This window comes from Actinomycetospora sp. (assembly GCF_036497245.1).
Lineage (GTDB): Bacteria > Actinomycetota > Actinomycetes > Mycobacteriales > Pseudonocardiaceae > Actinomycetospora.
Map to the genome: position 1 here is coordinate 1 of NZ_DASXJS010000007.1, position 25,421 is coordinate 25,421.

Below are 25,421 nucleotides of genomic sequence, written 5' to 3' on the forward strand. Positions count from 1 at the left end.
CTGGCGATCGGACTGCGGGAGGGCGCGGACGACCTCGTCGGTGTCGACCGGCGGGCTCACGGCCTCCTTCGGCAGGACCGTCTGGTCAGGCAACGGCGGACCGTTCCCGTCCTTGACGTCGACGTAGGTCTCGTTGATGAGCGTCTTCGTCTTGATCGACGCGTGGACCCCCTGGTGTAGGGGAGCCACCTGCGGATCGGTGTCGAAGCCGACGCGGACCTGGGCGACGCCGTCCACGACCTCCAGGTCGATGACGTGCCCGACCGTCACCCCGTTCAGGGTGACCGTGCTCTGGTTGACGAGGTTCTTGTTGATCGGCGACTGGAAGACCACCGAGTACGGGGTGGACGTGAACGGGGGGAGCTTGCCACCCGCTCCCACGAAGAAGATCGCGTAGAAGACGAGGCTGACCGCGACGAAGACGAGCAGGATCGTCGTCTGGATCCAGGGGAGCGCTTTCTGGGAAATCTTCACCGTCAGCCCCATCCACCGTTGGAGTGCTTGGGAGGTGCCGGGAGTTTGTCCGGCGGCAAGTTGACCTGCGGGGAGTTGCAGAGCGGGTTGTCCACCGGCACCGAGCAGACGCCGGCCTGGACCAGGGCCCGAGCACTGTTCCGCGCGTTCCCGTCCCCGAGGTCCGTGATCGACCGGGTCTGGTAGGTGAACGCCGTGAGGTCGGGCAGGTACGGGATGAGGTTCTTCGTGATCGGGTCGTCGAGCTGACGCACGATCGGCTTGAGGTCGGGCAGCGTCCGGTTCACGTCGTCCACGAACGGCCGCAGGTCGGCCGCCGTCGGCTTCAGCTTCTGGGCCACCGGGGCGAGCTTGTCGACCGTGGCGCTCGCGGTGTCGACGGTGTCCGTGAGCTTGCCCAGGGAGTCGGGCAGCGTGTCGCTGGCTTCCTTGACGTCGTCCAGCGTGGGGTCGAGCTGGTCGGACAGGCCCTGGACGGCGCCGGTGCTCGCCTTGAGCTTGTCGGTGACCCCGGGCAGCTGATTGAAGCTGTCACGCAGCGCGTCGCTCTGATCGGAGACCGCCTTCAGGGTGGTCTGCAGCGAGTTCGCCAGGTTGGTCAGACGCACATCGTTGCCGCCGACCGCCTGGGAGAGCTGGCCGACCGCGGTGATCAGCTGCTTGATCTTGTCGCGGCGGGTGTCCAGCTGCTGGACCACCGGGGTGATCTGCTTGGTGAGGTCGTCGACGGCGCTGACGCCGCCGGGCAGGTCCTGACCGGCCCGGGCGAGGGACACGTCCGCCTGGCTCAGCAGTGCGCGGGTCGCCTCACGGGTGTTCTCGTCGAGGTGGCTCAGCGGCTGGTCGATCTCCACCGGCGACTGACTGTTGCCCAGGGCGAGGACCCCGTAGTCGGCCATCTCGGGCGCAGGCGGACCGCCGGGGTCGAGCTCGATGTACATCGTGTTCAGCGGTGTGGTGGGCCGCATGACGACCGTGGCGTTCTGGTAGATCGGCCGGTCGTAGGTGTCCTGGTTGATGGACATGAGCACGAGGGCGTGGCCCTTGTTGTCGATCTTCGCGTCGGCGATCTGGCCGACCTCGACGCCGTTGATCTGCACGGCCTGACCCAGGCCGGGCGCCACCGAGGCCGCCTCGGCGAAGGTCGCCCACACCTGCGTGCGGCCCTGCCACGGCGGGGTGAAGCGCTGGTTGGCCAGGACCGCGCCGCCGATCCCGAGGCCGAGGGCGACCACCACCACGATCGCGATGACGTTGCGCAGCAGGCCGGGCTCGGTGCGGATGAAATGGGCCGCCCGGCGGACACGGCCGGGATTCTGCGCGCTCATCGGGTTCCTCCGGTCGTGCCCGGCAGCAGGCCGGCCACGGGGGCCGGGAGGGCGGCCGCGGCCGCGGGAGGCGGCTGGAGCCCCGGGTTCAGCAGGGAGTACAGCGTCGGCAGGGAGAGGCCTCCGACGCCGGCGATGCTCCCGGAGCCGACCCCGACGTTGAACGCGATGCCGTAGCCGTTCGGGTCGTTGTAGGCGCCGGCGCCGTTCAGGCTGCGGAGCATGGGACCGACCTCGTCGCGGAGCTTGTCCGCGTGCTGCCCCGGCACCGTCGTGTGCCGACGGTCCTTGTCAGCCCCCTCGTTCGGCGTGTAGCCGGCGTTCAGGGTGTCGACGATCGGTCCGTTCACGCGGTCGAGCGTGGGGTTGAGCCCGTTGAAGACCGTGGTGAGGTCCTTGCTCGCCGGGATGAGGCCCTGCACCAGCGGGCGGGTCTGCTCGAGCGCGCTCCGGAGGTCGCTGACCACCGGGCGGGCCTTGACCAGCACCGGGTCCAGGTGATCGAGAAGCACGCCGGCCTGCTGCACGACGGGCCGCGCCGGCCCGGCGGTGTCCTTGAGCTTGTCCAGCGAGCCACCCAACCGGGCCAGGCCCGGCTGCGCGGTGTCGAGGGCGGCGGGCAGGTCGTGGATCGCCTGCACGGTGGGCTTGCTCGATTCCCGGAACGCCGTCGTCGTGGTGTGCAGGTCGGACAGGATCGACTCGATCTGCCCGTCCTGGCGGGAGAGCACCGAGGTCGTGCGCTGCAGGCCGTCGACGACCGCAGGCAGGTCGTTGCCGGGGTTCGTGCCCTGCAGGGCGTCGATCACGCCGGCGCCCGGGCCCAGCGCGGCCGGGGCGTCCTTGGCCAGACCCTGGATCGCCTGTCCGGAGCCCGCCTTCAGGGCCCGGTCGAGTCCGTTGACGGAGGCCGGGATGCCCTTGACCGCGTCCGGCTGGATCGCCTGGACGACCTGGCTGAGCTCGGTCGGCAGCTGGGTGCGCTGGACCGGGATGTCGTCCGTCCAGGGCTGCGTCCGGTCACCGCCGGGGATGATGTCGATGTAGATGACACCACCGAGGAGGCTGACGGGCCGGACATTGGCGGACGGCTCGGTGCCGACCTTGTCGACGACGTCCGACTGGACCCGCAGGTGCATCACCGCGGAGCCGTCGGCCTCACGCTCGACCGAGTCGATGCGCCCGACCTCGACGCCACCGACCTTCACCTTGCTGGAGTTGGCCAGCGTGAAGTAGTCGCCGGTCGTGTGCACGTCCCGGGTGGTGAAGCCCCACTGGTAGTACTGCTGCCACTCCGACTTCGTCATGCCGGCGACCAGCCCGAAGGCCAGTGCCGCGACCACGATGGTGCCGACGAGCGCGTAGTTGACCCGGCGGACGTTCGGCTTCTTGACCGAGCCGTTCCCGTTCCCGTTCCCGTTCCCGTTCCCGTTCCCGTTCCCGTTGCCCTTCCCGGGCAGGCTGAGCTTCATCGGTCGTTTCCTCCGCTCCGGTCGGCAACGGCCTGGTTCCCGGACTGCTTGCTGTCCTGGGAGTCACCGCCGTGCGGGGCACCTCCGTGGGGGTCTCCGCCGCCGTGCTGGTCGCCCCACTGGCCGCCGTCGCCCCAGTGGCCGTCGTCGAAGTTCGGCTGAGGGCACGGCAAGTTGCTGACCTTGCTGACGTCGGTCGGTACCGGGACACCGCCGACGATGCCGGTCTGCGGGACAAGGATGAACCGCGCGGTGTTTCCGTTGACGTCGCCCTGGCGGACCAGGTACGCGAGGTTGGTGAACACCTTGCCGACGTTGTACGGGGCCAGGCACGCCAGCGGGAGCCGGGCGTTCTGCGCCGCGGTCCGGATGTCGACCACCAGCGGCCGCAGGTCGTGCAGGGCCGGGGTGAGTGCTTCCAGTGCGGGCTGCCCGACGTCGGAGACGCCCGGCACCTTGTCCAGCGGACGCGGCGCCTCCCGCAGCACACCCCGGACGTCCGGGGTGGCCTTCGCGAGGTCGTTGACGCCGGGCCGGATGTTGGTCACCGCCTCGGTGGTCGTCTCCAGAGGGTCCTGGAGGTCGACCAGGGCCTTGCGGACGTCGCGGAACGCCCCGGGCGCCACCTTGACGAGGTCGGCCAACGACCTGCCCTGGTTGACGTTGACCGCGTCGAACGTGGTCGCCAGGTTGCGATTCAGATCGGTGAGCTGCTCCTGCCTGCCCTGGAACTGCGAGGTCAGGTCGCGCAGCGAGGTGAGGACGGTGTTGATGTCCTTGCCGTTGTTGTTGTTCAGCGCCCGGGCCACCGTGCTCAGCTTGGGCAGGTTCCCCGGGACGGCGTCGACCGCGTCGGACAGGTCCTTCGCGTGGCCCTCGAGGCCGGCCCCGAGCTGGCCGAGCGCACCCTGCGCGGCAGCCGTCGTCTTCGGGTCGAAGACGCTCGCCAGGTCGAGGATCTCGACCGCCGGCTGGGTCTGCGCCGCCGGGATGATCCCGTCCGAGGGCAGCGTGCCTGCCGCCGGGTCGCCGCGGTTGATGTTGATGTACTTCTGGCCGAGGCCGGAGCGCGAGACCACCTGGACAGTGGCGTTCTTGTAGACCGGGCGGCTGTCGTCGAACTGCAGGCGGGCGGTCCCGACGCCGTTGCCCTCGTAGTCGATGTCGTCCACGCGGCCGACGCGAACGTCGGCCTCGCGCAGGTCGTCGTCGACGTGGAGGTCACCGGTGTTCGTGAACTGGGCCTTGACGTAGGTGTGGTCCTGGCCCGGGAGGCCCTTCGCGGAGTTGAGGGCGAACAGCGCGATCAGCGCCGACACCACGACCACCACGAGGCCGAGGACGCCGGACGTGAAGCGCGCCGACCGCTTCGTCTTGCCGGCCATCAGCGTCCTCCCATGAGGGTGCCCAGGGCGCTCTGCTCCTGCGCGGGGGTGAGGCCCGTGGCGCTGCCCGACGGCGAGGGCTGGCCCTTGAGCAGGGTGTTGTTCGCCCCGGGGACCAGCTTTCCGGGGAGGCCCAGGCCCCCGGTCGCGTTCGAGGTGTCGGCCACGAAGAACACCCGGAAGTAGTGGCTCAGCGCGTCACCCTGGTTGGTGGTGAGCGCCCAGTTGTGCAAGAAGCCGAGCACACCCTGGATGCGGGGGTCGCTGCACGCGGTCGGGTCCGTGGAACCGCAGAACTTGTCGGGCCCACTGCCGTACGGCCCGCCGATGTTGGTGGCGAGCGAGTTCACGATCGGGCGTGCGCCGTGGACCGTGTCGTAGAGCGGCTTGCCGGTCAGCTTGGCCTCAGCGGCCAGCGGGCGGGCCTCGTCCAGCAGCGCGTTGGCCTTGTCGAGCAGCGGGTTGGCCGCCTCGAGGGCCGGCTGGGCCGAGTCCGTGAAGGTGCTGATCTCGCCGGAGATCGCCGCGAGGTTGTCCGCGGTCGGCCGCAGGTCGTGCAGCGTCTGCTGCGTCGCCCCGGCCGTGTGGGTCAGGTCGTCCAGCGTCTTCTGCGCGGCCGCCAACGTGGAGGGGAGCTCCTGCAGCGTGTCCCGCAGTTGCTGCTCGTTCGCCGCGGTCGTGCCGAGCAGGTTGGTGGCCGACCCGACCGTGCGGTCCAGGGTCTTGCCCTCATCGGCCGCGAGCCCGTTCGTCACCGGCTGAACCTGGTCGATCACCTGACCGAGCAGCTGGTTCTGCCGCCCGAGTGAGCCGGCGAGCGCGGCGGTGTCACCGAACGCGGGCTTCAGTCCGTGGATGATGTCCTGCACGTTCTGGCCGCGGTTCGCGACCCCGCCGCCCAGCGTGCGCAGCAGCGACGACAGTCCGGCCGCGGTCGGGTCGTTCAGGGCCTGGACGATGTTCTGGTAGTCCTCGGCGAAGCTGGTCTGCTTGACCGAGAGCGTCTGGCCGGGCTCCAGGACCGGCGCCGACGGGGTGCCGGGGTTCAGGTCCACGAACTTCTCCCCGATGAGGGAGAGCTGGCGGATCGTTGCCGTGGCGTCCGCATGCAGCGGCAGCGCCTTCTGGTCGAGGTTCATCGGGACCATCGCGACCTTGCGATCCGGGTCCACCGTCGGGGTGCCGGTGGTACCGACCAGGACGCCACCGATCTTGACCTGCGCCTGGCTGGTCATCGCGCCGATGTTCGCGAAGTCGGCCACGACCGTCTGGCCGTCGCCCTGCGTCGCGGTGACGCTCGCCGTGGCCGCGGTGGCCCCGAGCAGGGCGACCAGCGTGAGGAACAGGATGTGGACCTTGCCCAGCGACCGGAACGGATTCGGCCCGGACGTGGTGTTCGGGGAGCGGGTCATCAGTTCAGTCCTCCGATTCCCGCTGACACCGGGTTGGCCGTGCTTCCCGCGTTGCCGGCGCCGCCCTGGGCGACCGCGTCGCACGTGCGCGGGACCGGCTTCGCGTAGGCGTCGCCCGGGTTGGCCGGGGTGTCCAGCACGCTCTCCGGCCCGACGCGCACCGGGATGCGGACGTACTGACCGTTGGCGTCCGAGTAGGCGGCCGCCGAGCCCCACGTGGAGAGGAAGCCGACCAGGCACGGCGTGAACGGCTGCAGGCTCGACAGGGTCGGGGAGACCTTCTCGAATGTGTCGCCGACCTTCGGCACCGTCACGTCACCCGCGTCGAGCAGGCCCGGGGTGTAGTCGAGCAGCTGCGACGCCGCCTGGAGCGTGGGCTTGAGCTGGGCGATGGTCGGGCGGAGGTCCGAGAGCACCGGGGCGAGGTGGCTCGCGACCGAGGGGAGCTTGTCGGTCGTGGTCTTCGCGTCCTGAAGCAGCGGCACCGCCGCGTCGGTCGTCCCCGGGACCTTCGCCAGGGTCGACCGCGCCTGGTCCAGGGTCGGCGGCAGCTTCTGCAGGACCTGGCGCAGCGCCTCGCGCTGCTGTGCCGTGTCGTGCGTGCTCACCGAGAGGTCGTTGACGATCCCGGAGATGTCCTGGTCGTGGGCACCGGCCCGCGTCACCAGGTTGTTGGTGTCGGTCACCAGCTGGTTGATCGCCGGCTCGTCGATCGCGACACCGCGGAACACGTTGCCGATCGCGGTGAACGCGGGGCCCGCCGTCGAGAGCGTGTTGCTCAGGTCCTGCTCGTGACCCGTGAGCGTCGTCTGCAGCTGCTGGATCACCGGTCCGAGTCGGCTCCGGGTGGCCGGGTCGAGGGCCGCGAGCACGTCGGAGAGCTCCATCGGCTTCGGCATGTTGCCCTCGATGCGCCCCCCGTCCGGAATCTCGGGGTTCGACGGCGGCCCGTCGTTGACCTGGATCAGGCGTTCTCCGACGGCCGCGCTCCACTGGACGAAGACGACCGCGCCGGCGTGCAGGGGAGCGACGTCGCTGTCCGCCGCGATCGTGAGCTCCGCGCCCTGACCCTCGGGAACGAGTTTGTCGACCTTGCCCTTGGGGAAGCCGTTGATCAGGACGGGGGCACCCTCGATGATGTTCGGGTTACCGGCCGGGATGAAGGCCGTCGCCTTGTATTGACCAGGCGTCGTGATGAGGACGATGCCTCCGACGACGAGCAGAAGAATAATCACCCCCGCGAGGACGCGGGCGGGCGTGAAACGCATGGTGGCTAGTCCATTCCGAGGGGTCCGGCCGACTCTCCGGCGAGGAACTGCTTGACGAACGGGTCTTCGTTCTCGAAGGCTTCCTTGGCCGGGCCGTAGTGCACGACCTCGCCCTGCCAGATCAGCCCGATGTAGTCACTGACCTTGCGGGCGGTGGCCATGTCGTGGGTGACCAGCAGATACGTCCCGCCGTGCTTCGAGTGGACGTCCAGGATGATGTCGCAGAGCAGGCTGGTGCGCACCGGGTCGAGACCCGAGTCCGGCTCGTCGAAGATGACGAACTCCGGGTCCATGACCATGGCCCGCGCGAACCCGGCACGCTTCTTCATGCCACCGGAGATCTCGTTCGGAGCCTTGTGCGCGGAATGCCCGAGACCCACTTCCTCGAGCAGTCGCATCACCTTCTCCTCGATCTCGGACTCCGACATCTTCGTGTGCGTCCGAAGCGGGAACGCAGTGTTGTCGTAGAGGTTCATCGAGCCGAAGAGCGCGCCGTCCTGCCAGCAGACCCCGAATCGGGTACGCATCGAGTACCGCTCGTTCTCGGTCATCGCCCAGATGTCGTCGCCGTCGACCAGGACCTCGCCGGTGTCCGGCTCGAGCAGGCCGACGAGGTGCTTGATCAGCACGCTCTTGCCGGTGCCCGACGGTCCGAGGACCGTCGTGATCGCGTCGTCGGCGAAGTCGAAGTTGATGTTCTTCATGACCTTCGACGAGCCGAACGACTTCGACAGGTTGTGCACCTGCAGCTTGCTGGCAGCGGTGACGCCGCTGCCGCTCGCCTGCTGGCCACCCTGCTCCTGAGCCTGCGACAGGTTCTGGGTCTCGCCGATGGCGATGGGTTCCGTTTCCGACACGACTGACCTCCGGAGCGCCTTTCCCCGTCAAACGACGGGGGGCAACGATGGTTACGGGAAGATTGAGACGGGAACACAACCCGGCTGCTTTTTTCGCGCATGAGAAGAACTCGGCCCCGGGGCCCTGCCAAGAGCCTCGGGACCGAGTTCTGGTACTTCTCGGGAGCCCCGCCGTGGCGGGACGGATTCAGTTGTGGGCGAGCCTCAGTTGGAGATGGGTGCGTTGACGTCGATGCCCCAGAAGAACAGGGTGCCCAGTGCTCCGATCACCGAGATGAGCACCATGTTGAGAATCATCGATTTCGCCGTCGCCTGACCCACGCCGACCGGGCCTCCGCCGGCGTGATAGCCGTAGTACAAGCCCACTCCGCAGATCACGAGTGATTCGACCATCACCTTGGTCAATGAGGCGAAGAGGTCGTACGGGCTTTGGTAGAGCCAGAAGATGTAGAAGTAGCCACCGGGCGAGACCTCGCCGATGTTGACCACGGTCATGAGGTACTGGCCGAGGTAGAGCATGCCCAGGCCGGTCGCCCACAGGAACGGGAAGGCGATCAGGGCCGACATGATCCGGGTACCGACGAGGTAGCTCTTGGACTTGACGCCCATGACCTCCATGGCGTCGATCTCGTCGGAGATCCGCATCGAGCCGATCTCGGCGACGTAGCCGCAGCCGACCTTGGCCGCGAGAATCCAGCCCCACATGTAGACCGAGCACTCACGCAGACCGCAGTACGCGTTGAAGACGCCGGAGTACAGCGGCGCGCCGATCTGCTTGAGCACATACCCGGCCTCGAGCCCGCACTCCAGGCCCATGATGAACATCATCATCCACAGCACCAGGGCGCTGCCGATGATGAGGAGGCCGAGCTGGCGGAACATCTCGGGGATGTAGCGGCGGAGCATGTCCGGGAAGTCCCGGATCGTGCCCTGGACGAAGACGCCGATCTCGCCGGCGACGTACATCCCGTTGCGGACCTTCTCACCGAGGGTCGCGAAGCTGACCTCGACCGGTGGCGGCTTCGGCGCCTTCCGCTGATCCTGTGAGGAATCGGTCTGCTTGGTGTCGTGGTCGATCGACATGCTGCCCCCCTTACTTGAAGACGTAGAGCGACGGGCTGAGGCCGAGCAGCATGCTCGTGAAGACGAAGTTCACGATCCACACACCGGCGAACGCGATGACCACGGCCTGGTTCACCGCACGGCCGACGCCGATAGAGCCGCCCTTGACGTTGAGGCCCATGTAGCAGGACACGACGCCGATCACGAGGCCGAAGCAGCCGGCCTTGGTGATGCTGCCCAGGACGTCGGGGACGTTGAGCAGGTCGTAGAGGCTCGCGGTGTACGCGGGCAGGTCGGCGCCGAACACCGGACCGGCGGCGAGGTAGCCGCTCACCAGACCCATGATCAGCGCCATGACGTCGAAGATCGCGGTCATGAACGTGATCGCCAGGACCCGCGGGATGATCAGCGAGCGGACGGGGTCGACGCCGAGGACCTCCATGGCGTCGAGCTCCTCGCGAATCTTGCGAGCACCGAGGTCTGCGGTCACGGCGGTACCGACGACGCCGGCGACCACCATGCCGTCGATGAACGGCGCGAACTCCCGGATGCTGGCGAACTGGAAGAACGAGCCCAGCCGGGACGGGATGCCGAAGATGTGGAAGATCGCACCACCGGAGAGGCCCGGCGCCCCGAACCCGAACGCGAACGTCGCGACGGCCATCGGGAACCAGCAGAGCTTCAGCATGCTGTAGGCCTGGTCGCGGGTGTCCGCCCAATAGCCGTACGGCCGGCGGATCGCCATCCCGAAGACCCGGAAGCCCAGGCGGAAGATCTCGCCGATCGTGATGAGCGGCTCACCGGCCTGACCGAGCCACCGTGGCGGGGTCAGCGTCTTGCTGCGTTCCCGGGTGTCGGGGATCGCTCCCGCGTTCCCGGGCGCCCCACCGCTGTCCAGCCTGGTGTCGGTGCTCACCGGGTTTCCTCCCTTCGAGAGACCCACGCAGACGTTGTGCGGATCACTGATGCGGTCAACGCGTATGTCACAGCGGAGTCACGCGCCCCCTGCCGAAAGGGGCACCGAACCCCGCCCCTTGGGGGAGTGTCGATGGGTGACATGTCGACCGATGACGACTGGCGGTCCGCCGGGCCGGGCACACGCCCGGTCCGGCCGCCGACCCGGTCGGCCCGTCGGGGCCGCAGCCGGGTGTTGGCACGATCACAAGTCATCAACATCCCATGCTTGTGCTGAGTGGAGCAGCGGTAATCAGCCTCTGGGGGGAGATGACCCGCCCGTTGGGGGCAACATCCCGCTGTCCAAGTCGTGGACGGGTAACGACGCCGCCGTGCGTGGCGATAGCCCGTCGGGAGAGGTCCACCCTGGGCACGGGTGGCGCCGACCCGGAGGTCGAGTTCGCGGTCCGTGCATATGCTGATTCTGTCCGTAGTCAAGTGACCCAGCACTCAGCACCTGGGGGTGTCCACCCCCCCAAATGGGGGGAAGCTGACGCGGCGACCGCCGGGCGGCCGATGGGCCGCGGTACCGGCGCCCGGTCAGCTCAGGTGGGGAAGACCGCCGTGAAGCCGACCCAGACCAGGGCCAGCCCGCCCAGAACTCCCACGGCGACACCCGCGCCGGTCAGGCGGGCCGCGTTCACCCGGCCGTCGCGGTGGCGGCGGTAGGACGCCCGGGCACCGAGGAAGCCGACCCAGCAGATCGCGGCGACCGCGATGCCGATCGCGGAGCGCGCCCAGCAGGGGGGACCGGGGTCGACGACCTCGGCCAGCAGCCCAGCGGTGGCGAGCACGTCAGGCCGTTCCCGTGGGCACCGACACGCTGAGCCGGATGCCGCCCAGACCGGGGGCCGGGGTGATCCAGAGCCGGCCGCCCGCCCGGGCCGCCTCGAGCGCGAGGCTGCGCAGACCGTAGGAGGCCCCGGAGGCGTCGCCCGAGATGTCGTTCATGGCGCAGCGCAGCGTGTGCTCGTCACCGGTCCCGTCGTCGTCGACATCGACCTTCCACCAGCGCCTGCCGCGTCGCACGGTCACCACGGCCCGGGTGGCGACCGCGTGCTTGCGGGCGTTGGCCAGCCCCTCGCGCACCGTCCGCACGGCCACCTCGCGGGCGGCCCCGACCGGCTCCGGGCCCGTCCCGATGGTCACCAGCCGCGTCGGTTCGGGGACCAGGCGACCGCGGGCACAGCACGCGTGCAGGGCGTCCAGCAGCGGGAGCTCCGGATCACCGGGGTCGTCCTCCCGGCTCATCTCGGTGAGGACCAGGCGCATCTGGTCGTAGGACTCGTCGATCCGTGCGGCCACCCGCTCGGCGAGCTCCCGCGCGGCCGGCGAGAGGTCGGCGGTCTCCACCAGCTCCACCAGGTCGTACCCGGCCACGATGAGCGCCTGGATCGCGCCGTCGTGGAGGTCGCCCGCGAGCCTGCGCATCCGGGCCTGCGCCGACCGGTGGGGGGCCGCCGACGGAGCATCGGAGGCCGACGGAGCCTCGGATGCGGACTCGGTTGCCGTCGGGGAAGCGGCACCGTCGGGCGCGGCACCGCGCTCCAGGACCTCCAGCGCCGCCACGAGACCCGCGGGTCCCTGCCCGCCGTCTCCGGCGCGAGGACCTCGTGACACCTCGGTCTCCATCGCTGCCTCCCGGCCTTCGCGGGCCCACTCTGTCACCAGGCCCACACCCCACCAACGGGTCATACACCGACGCGTTACGGCCTCTCCCTCGCAGGTGGGCGTCCGTGGTCACGCAAGAGCCCCATCTCGACCGCCCGGACCACCGTCTCGGCCCGGCGGCGCGTGTCCAGCTTGCGCATGATGCGGGCCAGGTACTCCTTGACCGTGTAGTGGCTCAGGTACAGCTCCGCGCCGATCTGGCGGTTGGTGAGGCCGCGGGCGACCGCGCCCAGGATCGCGATCTCCTGAGCAGTCAGCACCTCTTCCTCGGCGGCCCCCAGGGTCTGCGCCACCCGACCGTCCACCACCAGGTCGCCCGCGGCCACCGCCCGCAGCCGGTCGACCAGTTCGGCCGAGCCGGTGTCCTTGAGCAGGAAGCCCCGAGCCCCGGCCCGCAGCGCCTCGGAGGCGGCCGACGAGTCGGCGTAGCTGGTCAGCACGGCGACCGACGCGGACAGCCCGAGAGCGCGTACCGCCTCGAGCACCGTCAGCCCCGAGTGCCGTCCGAGGCGCAGGTCGACCACGACGACGTCGACCTCGTTGTTCGCGAGGTGCCGCAGGGCCTGCTCGGGGTCGGTGAAGGCGCCCGAGACCGTCCAGCCGGCGCGCTCGAGGGCACGGCGCAACCCGTCGAGTACGAGTTCGTGATCGTCGATGAGGACCACGGAGGGCGCGCCACGCAGCGGCGCGCCGCCCGTTGCCGGCGTCTCCGCCATGGTCCCGCCCACCTCCCGGCCCGCACGTCCGGACCGCGGCCCTCCGACCTCCGGAGGGACCGGTCGTGACGCGGGACCGTCGTCGGTCCGCCCGTCGTCTGTGTGGACCGTGATCGTTGCACGCTCGACCAGCAGACTCTTCGCGCGCGCCGACCGGCTCGTCTCCCGGACGGGGGTGATTGCTGCCCCCAACGGCTCGTGACCTGCCGAAACCGCCTCGGGCGTCGCTAACTTGCCGGTGAGGGGTGGCACCGCGACGCGTCTCGTCGCGGCCGTGCCCACCGACGCGCGGCGTCGCCGCCCACGAGGCGCGACGCCCGCGTTCTCCGTCGCCCGAAGGAAGAGGAACCCCCATGCGCATCTCCGCGGCCGTCGTCCGGGAGCCGGAAGGCAAGTTCACGATCGAGGACGTCGAGCTCGACGCCCCCGGGCCTGGCGAGGTCCTCGTCGAGGTCCATTCCGTCGGCATGTGCCACACCGACATCGGCGTCCGGAACCAGTGGCTGCCGATGCCGCTGCCCGCCGTGCTCGGCCACGAGGGCGCGGGTGTGGTCTCGGCGGTGGGCGACGGCGTGTCCGCCGTGGCCCCCGGGGACAAGGTCGTCCTGACCTTCAACTTCTGCGGTGAGTGCCCGATGTGCAGCGGCGGCGAGCCCGCCTACTGCCTCAACTTCCTCGCCCACAACTTCGCCGGCAGCCGCCTCGACGGCACCAACGCCCTGCACGCGGACGGCGGCCTGCACGGCAACTACTTCGGCCAGTCCTCGTTCGCCAGCCACGCCATCGCGAACGAGCGCAACGTGGTCAAGCTCGGGGCGGACGCCGACCTCGCGCTGGTGGGCCCGCTGGGCTGCGGCCTGCTCACCGGGGCGGGCACGGTGTTCAACACCTTCTCCCCCTCGCCGGAGCAGACGGTCGCCGTGTTCGGCTCCGGAGCGGTCGGGCTCGCCGCGGTGATGGCCGCGAAGGTCGTCGGCTGCCGCGCGATCGTCGCCGTCGACCGGGTGCCCGCCCGCCTCGAACTGGCCCGCCAGCTGGGCGCCACGCACACCATCGACACCAGCGGAGTCGAGGACGTCCCCGCCGCGGTGCGGGAGGCGACCGGCATGGGCGCGGACTTCGCCGTCGACACCACCGCGGTGCCCGCCGTCATGCGGGCCTGCGTCTCCAGCCTCGCCCCCCGCGGCACCGCGGGCCTGCTCGGCCTGGGGCTGCCGGGCACTGAGCTCTCGATCGACATGCTCGAGCTGGCCGTACCCGGCCGGAAGGTCGTCGGGGTCATCGAGGGTGATGCCGACCCGCACACGATGATCCCGCGTCTGGTCGAGCTGCAGGCCGAGGGCCGCTTCCCCTTCGAGAAGCTGGTGAAGGCCTACCCGTTCGAGGCGATCAACCAGGCCGTGGAGGACTCCGAGTCCGGGGTCACCCTCAAGCCGGTGCTCACCCTGGTCTGACCACGACCCGAGGACGGGGCGGCGCCGGGATGGCGCCGCCCCGTCCGTCGTCGGGCACGGCGACGGGCTCACCCGCGGGGCGTGTAGGCCACCGGCACGTGGGTGGGACCCGAGATGAAGTTCGACGCGAGCCAGGTCGGCTGCCCCGCGAGCGCCAGATCCGGGAAGCGCTCCAGCAGCTGGCGGATCATCTCGCCGCCCTCGATGCGGCCGAAGTGCGACCCGAGGCAGAAGTGCGGCCCGCCGCCACCGAAGGCCAGGTGCTCGTTGGGGCTGCGGTCGAGCACCAGGTCCTGCGGGCGGTCGAACACCGAGGCGTCCCCGTTGCCCGCCCCGTAGTAGAGCCCCACCTTGTCGCCCGCCGAGATCGAGGCGCCTCCGAGCTCGGTGTCCGCCACAGCGGTGCGCCGCATGTAGATGACCGGGCTCTGGAACCGGAGCAGCTCCTCGAGGGCAGAGGGCATGAGCGTGTCGGCCTTCGCGCGCAGTCGCTCGAGGAGCTCCGGGCGCTCCAGCAGGGTCACCATCGCCCCGCCGACCAGGTTGCGGGTGGTGTCGCCACCGGCGTTGATCAGCAGCAGGAAGAACGACGTGAACTACTGCTCGGTGAGCGTGCGGCCGTCGATCTCGGCGGCGACCAGGCGGCTGGCGAGATCCTCGGCCGGGTCGGCGATCTTCTCGGCGCGGATGCCCGCGCCGTAGGCGGTGATCTCGCGCATCGCACCGAAGCGCTGCTCGTCGCTGACCACGTCCGGCGCCCCGTGCATGGTCTCGGTGAGCTGGTAGAGCCGGCTGCCCTCGCTGCGCGGGATGCCCAGCAGCTCGGCGATGACGTAGGACGGCAGCTTCCCGGCGATGTCCTCGACGAGGTTGCAGGAGGTCCACTCGGAGGCCTCGTCGAGGATGCTGGTGACGATGTCGCGGATCGAGTCGCGCCAGCGGTCGGCACGCTTGGGCGTGAACAGGTTCCCCACCAGGCGCCGGTAGAACGAGTGCTTCGGCGGGTCCATCACGAGGATCATGCTGCGGAAGAACTCCAGCTCCTCCGGCGGGAAGTCGTTGATCATGATGCCGCCCGCCCAGCTCGAGAAGGTCTCGGGCGCCTTGCTGGCCGTCCGGATCTGCTCGTAGCCGGTGACGGCCCAGAAGCCGGGGCCGTCGGTCTCCTCGTGCCAGAACACCGGGGCGTTCTCGCGCAGCCAGCGGTACTGCTCGACGGGGTGCCCCCCGGCGAAGGAGGCCGAGCTCAGCAGGTCGATCCCAGTCGTCGTCGTCATGTGGGTCCCTCCGCGGGGCTCCGCCGATCACTGGTGGTGGTGAGTCGCCGAGGATCTCGGGGGGCCGCGCGGGGAGCATCGATCCTGGAGGGTGTCTCCCTCCCCCGTTCGGTCCCCGGGCTCCCGTGCGCCCCCGCGCCCGCCTAGGAAGGAGGGCGACGACCCTGCCGACGTACCCGCCGACCACCACGGCCGGCCACGAGGAGACACGCATGACGGCGACCGGCGTGCCGCGCACACAGGACCGGATGGCCCACGACGTGGGCCTGCCCGACGAGATCCCGGCACTGCGCGCGGAGGCCAGGACGGCGGTGGAGAAGGCCGTCGTCCCGTACGCGCGGGCCATCGGGGAGCGCGAGGAGTCGGCGGAGTCGTTCCCGTGGGAGGCGTTCCGCGCGATGGCGGACGAGGGCCTGTTCGCGGTCCCGTTCGACGCGGACTTCGGGCGGGGCCTGGAGCACCCGATGCTCGGGACCTGCACGGTCACCGAGGAGATCGCCTACCAGTCCAGCAGCATGGCCGGCGTCTACGACGGCCAGTGCATCCTGGTGCCGCAGGCGCTCTCGTTCGCCTCCGACGAGGTGCGGGCGGAGCTGGTGCCCGAACTGGTCAGCGGCCGCGTCGCGTTCTCGTTCGCGACCACCGAGCCGGAGGCCTCCAGCGACCTGTCCCCCTCGACGCTGCAGACCCGCGCCGAGGAGACCGCCGACGGATTCGTCGTGCACGGGCGCAAGCGCTGGATCACCAACAGCGTGGTGGCCGGCTGGGCGGCGGTGCTGTGCGCCTCCGGGTCCGGCGCCACCACGATGCTGCTGGTCGACCTCAACGCGGACGGGGTCCGGATCGGGCGCCCGGACCGCAAGATGGGTCACCGCGGCCAGATCACCGCCGACATCGTGCTCGACGGCGTGCACGTCCCGCGCAGCCACGTGCTCGGGGCGCCGGGCAAGGGCCTCGGGGTGGCGCTGTCCTGCCTGGTCCGGGGCCGGATCGGGATCGGCGCGGCCGGGGTCGGGGTGGCGCAGGCGGCGCTGGACCTGGCCGTCGAGCGGCTCCGGACCCGGGAGGCGTTCGGCCGTCCGCTCGGGGCGCTGCAGCACTGGCAGTTCACGATGGCCCAGCGCGCCACCGAGATCGAGTGCGCCCGCTCGCTGTACCAGAAGGCGGCCACGCTCATCGACCGCGGCGACCCCACCGCCGAGCCCGAGGCCGCGATGGCCAAGGCGTACGGCACCAGGCTCGCGGTGGACCTGGTGCGCGACGCCGTCCAGGTGCACGGCGCGGTCGGCTTCGCCCGCGAGGTGTCGGAGTCCGGGGAGTCGGTACGGCTCGAGGAGCTCTACCGCGACGCGAAGATCCTCGAGATCTTCGAGGGGGCCAACGAGCTGCAGCAGTGGATCGTGGCGCGTCGCCTCATCGGTCGCGACGTCACGGGCTGATCGGAACCCGCCCGCACGCCCGCAGTCGCCGCCGACACCCGTCTCAGGACGCCGCGGTGACGAACCAGAAGCCCAGGATCAGCAGCGTCACAGCGACCGTCCAGACGCCGGAGATGACCCGGGCGGGTATCGGAGCGTCGCGAAGCTCCATGAAGTCCAGCATCACGTAGCGGACCTTGAATGCGGCGATCACAAAGATCCCCACGGTGCCGACCGCCGGGCTGAGCAGGTCCTTGGCCAGCAGCCAGGTCGAAGCGCAGGTGGCTGCCACCAGGCCGACCCAGACCAGGGTGACGCGCTCGCGCAGGACGGTCACGGTCACCTCTGCAGGTACAGGAGCGGGAACAGGACGATCCACAGCAGGTCCACCAGGTGCCAGAACGACGCCACGCACTCGGGCGTCGCCCGGTCGGTGCTCGTGTAGCGCCGTCGGCGGGCCCGGGTCCACAGCATCCCGAGCAGGACCGTGCCCGCCAGCACGTGCAACAGGTGGATCCCGGTGAGGACGAAATACCACATGAAGAAGCCGTCGGACACCGGCGTGATCCCGACAGACAGCTTCTCGGTGTACTCCACCGACTTGGACCCGACGAACAGCAGTCCGGTCAGTACGCCGCCGAGCAGGAATCGGGGGACCCGATCGAGCTCGTCGCGAGCGAGCGCGCGCATGGCGAGGGCAACCAACCACGAGCTGGTCAGCAGGATCAGTGTGTCCAGTCCGCCGAGGTCGACGTTCAGCGCCTGGTGGGACACCGCGAACACCTCGGGCGCCGCCCGGCGGTCGTTCATGAAGCTGCCGAACAGCAGCGCGAAGACGACCGCGTCGGCGCCGATGAACACCCACACGCCCTCGAGCCCCGGAAGGCGCGACGTTCCCGGGCGGTCACCCACCGCCATGCCCCTGCGCCCCTTTACCAGGTTCCGTCCGATCGGGTCATCACGGTCGTGGACCTCCAGCCGTCCTACTTCTCCCCAGGGAGGCACTCCGGCTCCCTCGCTCGGACGATTCGCGTGCGGGCAGCTGTCGCCGGACCTCGCCGCAGAGAACGATTCCGCCTGTCCCCTCCGGCGGGCCGCGCCCGGACGCCGCGAGAGCCGGGAGTTCCCCGCGTCATCCGACCCTCGTTCCGGAGGCCCACTCATGCATGATCCGAACAGCATTCGCACCCAGAAGATCGGGCTGTGGTGCAACTGGATCTTCGTCGCGCTCACCGCCGTCGGGTGGCTGGGCATCGCCCATTTCTGGGCGCCCGCACAGGCCGACCTCGGGATCGAGGCCACCAAGGTGTGGTTCAGCGACACCCACAAATGGGGCACGATCATCGGCTGCTCGATCTTCTACGTCGCAGCCGGGCTGCTCACCCCGGGGTCCGTCCAGTTCGGCATCATGCTGTCGAAGATCGAGGGGCGCTGGCCGCTGATGTCGATCACGACGGCAGTCTGCGGGGCGTTCATCTCGTTGATCATCTTCTTCAACTGCTGCGCCTGGATCGTGGCCTCCTACCGGCCTGAGACGTCCGCCGACGTCATCCAGTCCTGGTACGACTGGGCGTGGTTCGCGTTCCTGCTCGGCTGGATCTACCTGGCCGTCGAGATGGTGGCCACCGGGATCGTGGAGCTCCTGGACCACCGGGCCGAGCCGATGGTGCCGCGCTGGTTCACCTGGCTGACCTTCGCCGGCGCCGCCACGCTGATCTTCGCGGCCGGGCCGGCCTTCTTCCAGAGCGGGCCGTTCGCCTACCACGGTCTGCTCGCCTTCTACCTGCCCGTGGTCGTCTGGGCGACCTACCTGGCCCTCACCACATGGTTCATGTTCAAGGAGCTCGAGCGTGAGGCCGCTTCCGCCGCGCCCGAGGCAGAGGCCGTCAACGTCTGAGGGCGTGACCACGGAATCCATGCGTGCGTTCCCGTGCCGCGGCACGGGAACGCACGCGTGGTCGGTGGCGCACCACAGCTACGGGGCGCTGACCCCACTCGGGTCGAGGTAGATCGACTGGAGCTCCTGGTAGGCGGCCATGCCCTCGGGGCCGAGCTCGCGGCCCATCCCGCTGGCCTTGACCCCGCCGAACGGCGCGGTCGGGTCGGGCAGGTAGGCGTTGACGCCGATCGAGCCGGTGCGCACACGCGCGGCCAGGTCCCGGCCGCGGTTCGGGTCCGAGGTCCAGACCGAGCCGCCGAGGCCGAAGTCGGAGTCGTTGGCGATGCGCACCGCGTCGTCGTCGTTGTCGTAGGGGATGACCGTCAGGACCGGCCCGAAGATCTCCTCCTGCGCGATGGTCGCGTTGTTGTCGAGGCCCGCGAACACCGTCGGCGAAACGAACCAGCCGTTCTCGAACTGCTCGGGACGCTTGCCGCCCGCGGCCAGCTTGCCGCCCTCGGAGACACCCTTGGCGATGTAGCCCTCGACGCGGTCGCGCTGCGCCGAGCTGGCCATCGGGCCGATCTGGGTGGTCGGGTCGAGCGCGTCACCGACGGTCACGCCGCCCGCGAGCGCGGAGAAGATCTGCACGATCTCGTCGTAGCGGTTCTTCGGCGCCAGGACCCGGGTGCCGAGGAAGCAGGTCTGCCCGTTGTTGAGCAGGGTGGCGCTGAACAGCTGCTCCATGCTCTGCGTCAGGTCGGCGTCGTCGAGGACGATGCTCGCCGACTTCCCGCCGAGCTCGAGGGTCACCGGGCGCAGCAGCCGCCCGCAGGTCTCGGCGATCGAGCGGCCCGCAGCGGTGGACCCGGTGAAGGCCACCTTGTCGATGCGCGGGTGGGAGACCAGGTAGGCGCCGAGCTCGCGGCCACCGGGGACGAAGTTGAGGACGCCCGCCGGGACGCCCGCCTCCTCCACGGCCTCGGCGAGCAGGTAGGTGTCGAGGACCGTCTCCGGGGACGGCTTGATGACCATGGTGCAGCCCGCGGCCAGCGCCGGCGCGATCTTGAAGAACGCCAGCGACTGCGGGAAGTTCCACGGCACGATCGCGCCGACCACGCCGATCGGCTTGCGCTTGACCAGGGTCCGGCCGCCCATCAGACCGGCGCGCTCCTCGGAGAACGAGGCATCGCGGGCCATGCCCGCGTAGTAGCGCAGCAGCAGGCTGGGGAACCCGGCCTCGAACTGCGAGGAGATCGCGACCGGCATGCCGTTCTGCGCGCTGACCCGGCGGGCCATCTCCTCGGCGCGGGAGTCGAGCGCGTCGGCGAGGCGCTCCATGACCTCGGCGCGGCGCGCCGGCTCCCAGTGCGCCCAGCCGGACGGGTCGTCGAAGGCCTGGCGGGCCCCGCCGACGGCGGCGTCGACGTCGGCCTCGACGGCCTCGGGAACGGAGCCGATCGGCTCCTCCGTGGACGCCGACACGACCTTGATCGTGTTGGGACCCTGCGGGGCGACCCACTGGCCGCCGATGAACAACGAGTCGTACTGAAGGCTCATGCGCTCAGGGTGGCCCGGTGTGACCGGCGCGACTGTCCGGATTCCGGACACACTCGTCCGGGACCGGACCTACAGGGTGATGTGGAGGGCCCGCAGCCGGGCGTAGAGGGTGCTGCGGCTGATCCCGAGACGCCGGGCGGCGCGGAGCTTGTTCCCGTCGCAGGCGCGCAGCGCGGCCTCGATGGCCTCCCGCTCGGCCCGGGCGAGCTCCCCCGCGGACTCGCCCACCGTGGCGAGCCGCCGGTAGGCCTCCGGGAGGTCGCGCACGGTCAGGTCGCCCGCCGAGCGCCGAGCCGCGGTCTCGGCGACCACTCCGGCGAGCTCGCGGAGGTTGCCGGGCCAGCGGTGGGCGGCGAGCAGGTCGAGGGTCTCGGCCGTGAACCGCACGCTGTCGGCGGCGCCGAGCTCGGCGAGCAGGCGCTCGACCAGCGCCGGGATCTCGTCGGTCCGCGTCCGCAGCGGCGGGATCTCCTCCCGGCGCGAGCAGTCCGCGGCGAGCGCGGCGACCTCGCCGGTCAGGTCCTCGGCCGGGCAGGACGTCAGCACCGCCCGCGCGTGGGGGGCGGCGAGCAGGCGTCGCAGCCGGGACGCGGTGGACGCCAGGAGGAGGTGCACGTCCTCGACGACGGTGACCTCGCCGGGTGTGGCGATCGACTGCGACGCGACGGCCAGCCACGAGTGTTCGGTGGCCGGGGTCAGCTCCGCGGCCTCCAGGACGGTGGCCCGGGTGCCGTCGAGCAGGGCGCGTACCGCAGTGGTGCGCCCGGTACCGGGCTCGCCCGCGACGAGCGCGGCGTCGGCCAGGCCGGTCCGGGGTCCCGGCAGCGGCAGGGTCCGCGACCAGCGCACGCCTGCCGGCGGGGCGTCCGGGCACGGGTGCAGGTGCAGCACGGCGCCGCCGCCCGGGACGCCGTCGCGCCGGACCCGGGTGCGGCCCCCGGACAGCTCGACGACCCCCTCCGTCGCGGACGGCGCCCCGGACGCGAGGTCGCGGAGCAGCTCGTGGTCCGCGGCGTCGAGCAGGTCGGTGGCGGCGCGGTTGGCCAGCACCAGGTCATGGCCGAGCGCGAGGACCGGCAGGGCCCCTCCGGCAGCGGACCGGAACGCGGCCAGCAGACGCCGGGCACCGACGCCCGCGGTCTCGAGCAGCGCCTCCTCGATCTCGGAGACCACCCGCCGGACGAACGGCGCGAGCATCGCGGGGTTCTCCTGGGCGGGGCCCGTGACGTCGAGGACCCCGGCGAGATCTCCGGTCAGCGGGTGGGTGATCGGGTGGCCGTAGCAGGAGAAGCGGCGCAGCCGCTCGAGGTAGTGGTCACCGCCCTGGACCACGAGGCCCTCGCGGGTGGTGTGCACGGTGGCGATCGCGTTGGTCCCCGTGGTGCTCTCGGCGAACTCGCGCCCGTGCACGGCGCCGGCCGCCTCGAGCAGGCCGCGCATGTCGCGGCGTCCGAAGCGCATCGCCGTGACCCGGGCCCGGGCGTCGGTGAGGATCGCCGCGACCGGGCTGTCGGCGAGGTCGCGCTCCATGGCGTCCAGCACGGGCCCGGCGGCGGTGACCAGGTTCCCGGCCGGGTCCGTCTCCGCCACCGCGAATCCGTCGCCCGGCTCGACCCCCGGATCGAGCCCGCTCTCCGAACAGCGGTCCCACGACCGCGCGATCGCCGCCCGCCGCCCGGCCGGCGACGCGACGATCCCGGTGGTGGCCCCCCCGGCCGGGCCGACGGGCCCGGCCAGGGTGGTCACCGAGCCTCTCCGACGTCGGTCAGGACGGGGCCGTCGTCGGCGACGGAGAGCGTCGCGAGGTGGGCCCGCACCGCCTGGACCTCCTCGGAGAAGCCGCGGCGGTGGGCCGTGAGCTGCTCCTTGGCGGCCGCGCCGTCGACGCTCTCCTCCCCGTCCGCGGGGCCGAGCAGACCGCGGTGGCGGGCGAGGCGCAGGGCGGTCGAGAGCATCTCCGAGGAGACCGACTCCCAGCTCACGAGCCGTCGCTGCATCGCCTGCTGGCGCGCGACCCGCAGGCACCAGGAGAGGAAGTCCTTCTCGACGACGGCCGTGCCGGGCTCGACGGCGGCCAGCTCGTCGGCGACGACCGCGTAGGCCTCGAGGAAGGGCCGCAGGGTCAGGTGCGCGACCCGGAGGTCGGTGCGGCGCAGGATCTCGGCGGCCTCCCCCGGGGTGACCCCGTCGATCGACGGCCCGCCCGGTTCGGCGATGAGGCCGACCTCGGCCGCGACCTCCTCGGCGAAGCGGTCCCGGTCGGCGAAGAAGAAGTCGAACTTGAGCAGCTCCCGCAGCCGCATCGCCTCCTCCTGCAGGGTCCCCGCCGTCGCGTCGTCGGTGGCCACCGCCTGCAGCGCCAGCTCGACGACCCCACGGGTGAGCAGGGCGTGCACCGCCGAGTTGCGGTAGACCGACGCGACGAGGTGCCGCTCCGGGGCGATTCCCCAGACCGTGTCCCGGCCGCCGGAGAAGCCGATGAGGACCCCGGAGGCGTCCAGCTCGCCGAGGGCGCGCCGCACCGTGCCGCGGTCGGTGAGGTCCGCTCCGCCGGCCATGGTCCAGCCCCGCTCCTCGAGGTGGCGGGCCAGCGGGTGGACGGTGGCCACGGTCTCGTCGAGGGTGAGCGCCCGGTCGGCGGCGAGCAGGGCCACGCACACCGCCGCGGTCGGGGTCACCGGCGTCGCGCGGTTGATCCGGTGGCAGACGTCGAGCGCGACCCGCTCGACCTCGTGACCGCCGGTCGCGTCGGCGGCCCGGAGCTCGGCGAGCCGCTCCCGGAGTCCGAACGGTTCGCCGACGTCGAGGTAGATGCTGCCCAGCCGGCGGCGGAGACCGCGCATGTAGCCGGCGAACCAGCGGACGTCCTCGGGCGACTTGGCGCCGCCGCCCACCTCGTCGGCCATCTTGCCGACCTCGTGCGCGGGCAGTTGGTCGTAGACGATCGAGATCGGGACGACGAGCGCCTCGCGGGTGTCGGCCGCCTCGACCGCGTCGGCGACGTAGCGCAGCAGCCCGTACCGCGGCGGGCGGAGCTTGCCCGTCCGGGAACGGCCGCCCTCGATGGACCAGATGAGGTTCGAGCCGTCGCCGACCAGCCGCCCGACGAAACGGCGCAGTGCCAGCCGGTACACCGGGGTCCCGGTGGTCGCGCGGCGGACGTGCACGATGCCCGTCCGGCGCGCGACGGTGCCCAGCGGGAAGAAGTCGAGGTTGGCCCCGGCCAGGCCGAAGCACGGCGAGATGCCCGCGGCGTCCAGTGCCGCCGGGAAGGCCCACTCGTCGAGGTACGACCGGTGCGAGATCAGGAAGATCAGCGAGTGCTCCCGGTCCAGCTCGCGGAGCCGGTCCAGACCCTCCTGGTCGGGCACGACGTCGTAGCCGCGCAACATCCACCGGCCCAGCCGGGACCAGGCGTCGCCGACCCAGCGATCGTGCCGGGCCGCCATCTCGCGCAGCCCCTCGGTGGCCTCGGCGAGCACGTCCTGCGGCGTGCGGTCGAGCTCGGTCGCCAGCCCGTCGATCTCGGCCAGGAAGGCGGGGTCCGACCGGACGGCCGCCACCTCGGGGGTGTCGGCGTGGGGCACCGCGTCCTGGGCCGTGCGGGCGGCGCTGCGACCCGCACCGCGGGCGTTCGACGCCGTGCGGCTCAGGCTCCGGGCGATCGTGCGGGGCACCTCGTCGAGCTCCACGGCATCCTCCCTCTCACTGGTGGTCGGGCAGCGTACGTACCGCCGGTTCAGGCCAGTCCTCCAGCGTGTCGACGAAGATCGCGCGCACGTCGGCGACGGCGTCGTCGACGTCGGCCGGGGTCCAGCCCTCGGTCGGGATCGGGGGGTGCACGTGGACCTGGACGGTCCCGGCGTGGGCGAGCGAGGCGTCGCGCCACATCAGCTCGCCGGCGTTGCGGATGACCACCGGGACCACCGGCACCCCGGCGGCGGCCGCGAGGTGGAAGGCACCCTTCTTGAACGGGCCGACCGTCGGGGTCCTCGACCGGGTGCCCTCCGGCGCCATGATCACCGAGGTCCCGGAGCGCAGCCGCTCGACCGCCCCGTCGAGCGCCGCGCGACCACCGGTGCCGTCCCGCTCGACGAAGGCGACGTCGGCCTGGGCCAGCAGCCAGCCGATGACCGGGGTCTCGCGGACCTCGGCCTTGGCGACGGCGGTGAAGCCGGTGCGCAACAGACGTGCCGTGACCACGAGGTCGACCAGCGCGCTCTGGTGGTTGATGAGGAAGACCGCCGGGCGGTGGCTCCAGAGGTGCTCCTCGCCGGTGACCTCGATGTCGATGGCGCCGACCGCGCCGCCGAGCGGCCCGAGCAGTGCGGTCGCGAGATCCACCCCGGCGCGGCGGTCGGTGTTCAGCAGACCGTGCAGCAGGCCGATGCCCGACGAGAGGAAGAAGCTGCCGTAGACCGCCGCGGTGCGCAGCAGCGGACGCGGGTCCCAGGACGAGGCGGCAGGCCGGGAGAAGGTGAGCACCGGCCAGTCCCGGGCGGCGGCCACCTCGGCCAGTGCCTGCTCCGGGTTGACCGCGTGCGGGCGGCCCACGGTCTCGAGGAACGGGACGTCCTCGGCGCCGTTGGCGTAGGCCCAGCTCTTGGTCAGGTCGATGCCGTTCTCGGCGGCGAAGCGGGTCACGAGGGCGGCCTTGCCCTCGCCCCAGCCGGTGCGCCCGGCGAGCCTGCCGGTCAGCAGTTCGTCGTCGTCCTCCTCGAGCTCGGTGCACAGCACGTGGTCGATGCCGAGCTCGCGGGCCAGCGGCGCGGCCTGGAAGCGGGTCGCCGAGGTCGCGACGACGACCGTGTGCCCCTGACGCTGGTGGGCCTTCACCCGGCGCCAGGCCTGGTGGAACAGCATCGCGGTGATCTCCTCGCGCGCCATCCGCTCGCCCCAGGCGTCGTAGTCGGCGCGGGGGCGGCCCTGCCAGCCGGCGACGGCCGTCGTGAGCAGCTGCTCGAAGCCGTCCTCGTCGAGCGGGTCGCCGGTCGCGGCACCGGCCAGCGCGAGGAGCTCCGGCAGGCCCACGTCGAGATCGCGCAGCCGGTGGCGGTAGAGGACGGCGGCCGAGAAGCCGTCGATGAGCGTCCCGTCGAGGTCGAAGAACGCAGCGACATCGGGACCCGCGGGCGGGCCGATGATCGCGGTCGAGTCATCAGTGGCCGCGACGTCGTAGCCCATCCGGGAACGGTAGCAGAGAAACTCTAGACAGCGACTGTCTCTGGTTAGAG

23 protein-coding genes are annotated in these 25,421 nt (G+C 71.1%); 3 read left to right on the forward strand and 20 right to left on the reverse strand.

Annotated features, from left to right (window positions below; translation table 11 throughout):
• The 12 genes from VGI02_RS00900 to VGI02_RS00955 all read right to left on the reverse strand — a co-directional run.
• Positions 1-486: MlaD family protein (locus VGI02_RS00900; protein ID WP_331625339.1), on the reverse strand; the 486-nt coding region annotated here is incomplete at its 3' end.
• Positions 477-1,802 carry an MlaD family protein gene (locus VGI02_RS00905; RefSeq protein ID WP_331625340.1) on the reverse strand — a complete coding sequence of 442 codons (1,326 nt, stop codon included), beginning with the start codon at positions 1,800-1,802 and terminating at the stop codon, positions 477-479. The genes VGI02_RS00905 and VGI02_RS00900, both read right to left, overlap by 10 nt.
• On the reverse strand, positions 1,799-3,274 hold the full coding sequence (locus VGI02_RS00910) for an MlaD family protein (RefSeq protein ID WP_331625341.1): 1,476 nt from the start codon (positions 3,272-3,274) through the stop codon (positions 1,799-1,801). The genes VGI02_RS00905 and VGI02_RS00910 overlap by 4 nt, the downstream gene beginning before the upstream one ends.
• Positions 3,271-4,659 carry an MlaD family protein gene (locus tag VGI02_RS00915; RefSeq protein WP_331625342.1) on the reverse strand — a complete coding sequence of 463 codons (1,389 nt, stop codon included), beginning with the start codon at positions 4,657-4,659 and terminating at the stop codon, positions 3,271-3,273. Before VGI02_RS00915 ends, VGI02_RS00910 begins: the two co-directional genes overlap by 4 nt.
• Positions 4,659-6,071 carry an MlaD family protein gene (locus VGI02_RS00920; protein WP_331625343.1) on the reverse strand — a complete coding sequence of 471 codons (1,413 nt, stop codon included), beginning with the start codon at positions 6,069-6,071 and terminating at the stop codon, positions 4,659-4,661. Before VGI02_RS00920 ends, VGI02_RS00915 begins: the two co-directional genes overlap by 1 nt.
• Positions 6,071-7,339, reverse strand: a complete 1,269-nt coding sequence (locus tag VGI02_RS00925; RefSeq protein WP_331625344.1) for an Mce/MlaD family protein — start codon at positions 7,337-7,339, stop codon at positions 6,071-6,073. The genes VGI02_RS00920 and VGI02_RS00925 overlap by 1 nt, the downstream gene beginning before the upstream one ends.
• 5 nt (positions 7,340-7,344) lie before the next feature.
• A complete protein-coding gene (locus VGI02_RS00930) occupies positions 7,345-8,088 on the reverse strand; it encodes an ABC transporter ATP-binding protein (protein WP_414638169.1) in 744 nt (247 codons plus the stop codon).
• A 312-nt stretch (positions 8,089-8,400) separates the two neighbouring features.
• Positions 8,401-9,279, reverse strand: coding sequence for an ABC transporter permease (locus tag VGI02_RS00935; RefSeq protein ID WP_331625345.1), 879 nt, complete (start codon positions 9,277-9,279; stop codon positions 8,401-8,403).
• 10 nt (positions 9,280-9,289) lie between these two features.
• On the reverse strand, positions 9,290-10,174 hold the full coding sequence (locus tag VGI02_RS00940; protein ID WP_331625346.1) for an MlaE family ABC transporter permease: 885 nt from the start codon (positions 10,172-10,174) through the stop codon (positions 9,290-9,292).
• 583 nt (positions 10,175-10,757) lie between these two features.
• Positions 10,758-11,006: a hypothetical protein gene (locus VGI02_RS00945; RefSeq protein WP_331625347.1), complete on the reverse strand. Its 249-nt coding sequence runs from the start codon at positions 11,004-11,006 to the stop codon at positions 10,758-10,760.
• Position 11,007: 1 nt separating this feature from the next.
• Entirely contained in the window at positions 11,008-11,844 is an 837-nt protein-coding gene (locus VGI02_RS00950) for a sensor histidine kinase (RefSeq protein ID WP_331625348.1), read from the reverse strand.
• A 74-nt stretch (positions 11,845-11,918) separates the two neighbouring features.
• A complete protein-coding gene (locus VGI02_RS00955; RefSeq protein WP_331625349.1) occupies positions 11,919-12,599 on the reverse strand; it encodes a response regulator transcription factor in 681 nt (226 codons plus the stop codon).
• A gap of 353 nt (positions 12,600-12,952) precedes the next feature.
• Between VGI02_RS00955 and VGI02_RS00960 the strand changes: the two genes are divergently transcribed.
• Positions 12,953-14,053, forward strand: a complete 1,101-nt coding sequence (locus VGI02_RS00960) for an NAD(P)-dependent alcohol dehydrogenase (protein ID WP_331625350.1) — start codon at positions 12,953-12,955, stop codon at positions 14,051-14,053.
• Between the two features lie 68 nt (positions 14,054-14,121).
• On the opposite strand, the gene VGI02_RS00965 is transcribed toward VGI02_RS00960, so the two are convergent.
• The gene (locus VGI02_RS00965) at positions 14,122-14,634 is read right to left on the reverse strand and encodes a cytochrome P450 (RefSeq protein ID WP_331625395.1); all 513 of its coding nucleotides are present in this window, start codon (positions 14,632-14,634) and stop codon (positions 14,122-14,124) included.
• 15 nt (positions 14,635-14,649) lie between these two features.
• The gene (locus VGI02_RS00970; protein ID WP_331625351.1) at positions 14,650-15,330 is read right to left on the reverse strand and encodes a cytochrome P450 family protein; all 681 of its coding nucleotides are present in this window, start codon (positions 15,328-15,330) and stop codon (positions 14,650-14,652) included.
• 212 nt (positions 15,331-15,542) lie between these two features.
• On the opposite strand from VGI02_RS00970, the gene VGI02_RS00975 reads away from it, so the two are divergent.
• On the forward strand, positions 15,543-16,769 hold the full coding sequence (locus VGI02_RS00975; RefSeq protein ID WP_331625352.1) for an acyl-CoA dehydrogenase family protein: 1,227 nt from the start codon (positions 15,543-15,545) through the stop codon (positions 16,767-16,769).
• Between the two features lie 43 nt (positions 16,770-16,812).
• On the opposite strand, the gene VGI02_RS00980 is transcribed toward VGI02_RS00975, so the two are convergent.
• Entirely contained in the window at positions 16,813-17,085 is a 273-nt protein-coding gene (locus VGI02_RS00980; protein WP_331625353.1) for a cytochrome C oxidase subunit IV family protein, read from the reverse strand.
• Positions 17,086-17,087: 2 nt separating this feature from the next.
• Positions 17,088-17,666, reverse strand: coding sequence for a cytochrome c oxidase subunit 3 (locus VGI02_RS00985; protein WP_331625354.1), 579 nt, complete (start codon positions 17,664-17,666; stop codon positions 17,088-17,090).
• Positions 17,667-17,910: 244 nt separating this feature from the next.
• Between VGI02_RS00985 and VGI02_RS00990 the strand changes: the two genes are divergently transcribed.
• Entirely contained in the window at positions 17,911-18,645 is a 735-nt protein-coding gene (locus tag VGI02_RS00990) for a hypothetical protein (RefSeq protein ID WP_331625355.1), read from the forward strand.
• Positions 18,646-18,723: 78 nt separating this feature from the next.
• On the opposite strand, the gene VGI02_RS00995 is transcribed toward VGI02_RS00990, so the two are convergent.
• From VGI02_RS00995 to VGI02_RS01010, 4 genes are all read right to left on the reverse strand, one after another.
• Positions 18,724-20,187 carry an aldehyde dehydrogenase gene (locus VGI02_RS00995; protein ID WP_331625356.1) on the reverse strand — a complete coding sequence of 488 codons (1,464 nt, stop codon included), beginning with the start codon at positions 20,185-20,187 and terminating at the stop codon, positions 18,724-18,726.
• A 69-nt stretch (positions 20,188-20,256) separates the two neighbouring features.
• A complete protein-coding gene (locus VGI02_RS01000) occupies positions 20,257-21,933 on the reverse strand; it encodes a sigma-54-dependent Fis family transcriptional regulator (protein ID WP_331625357.1) in 1,677 nt (558 codons plus the stop codon).
• Entirely contained in the window at positions 21,930-23,879 is a 1,950-nt protein-coding gene (locus VGI02_RS01005) for a 1-acyl-sn-glycerol-3-phosphate acyltransferase (protein ID WP_331625358.1), read from the reverse strand. The genes VGI02_RS01000 and VGI02_RS01005 overlap by 4 nt, the downstream gene beginning before the upstream one ends.
• 13 nt (positions 23,880-23,892) lie before the next feature.
• Complete coding sequence (locus VGI02_RS01010; RefSeq protein ID WP_331625359.1) at positions 23,893-25,371, reverse strand: bifunctional HAD family hydrolase/lysophospholipid acyltransferase family protein; 1,479 nt, start codon at positions 25,369-25,371, stop codon at positions 23,893-23,895.
• Between the last annotated feature and the right edge of the window lie 50 nt (positions 25,372-25,421).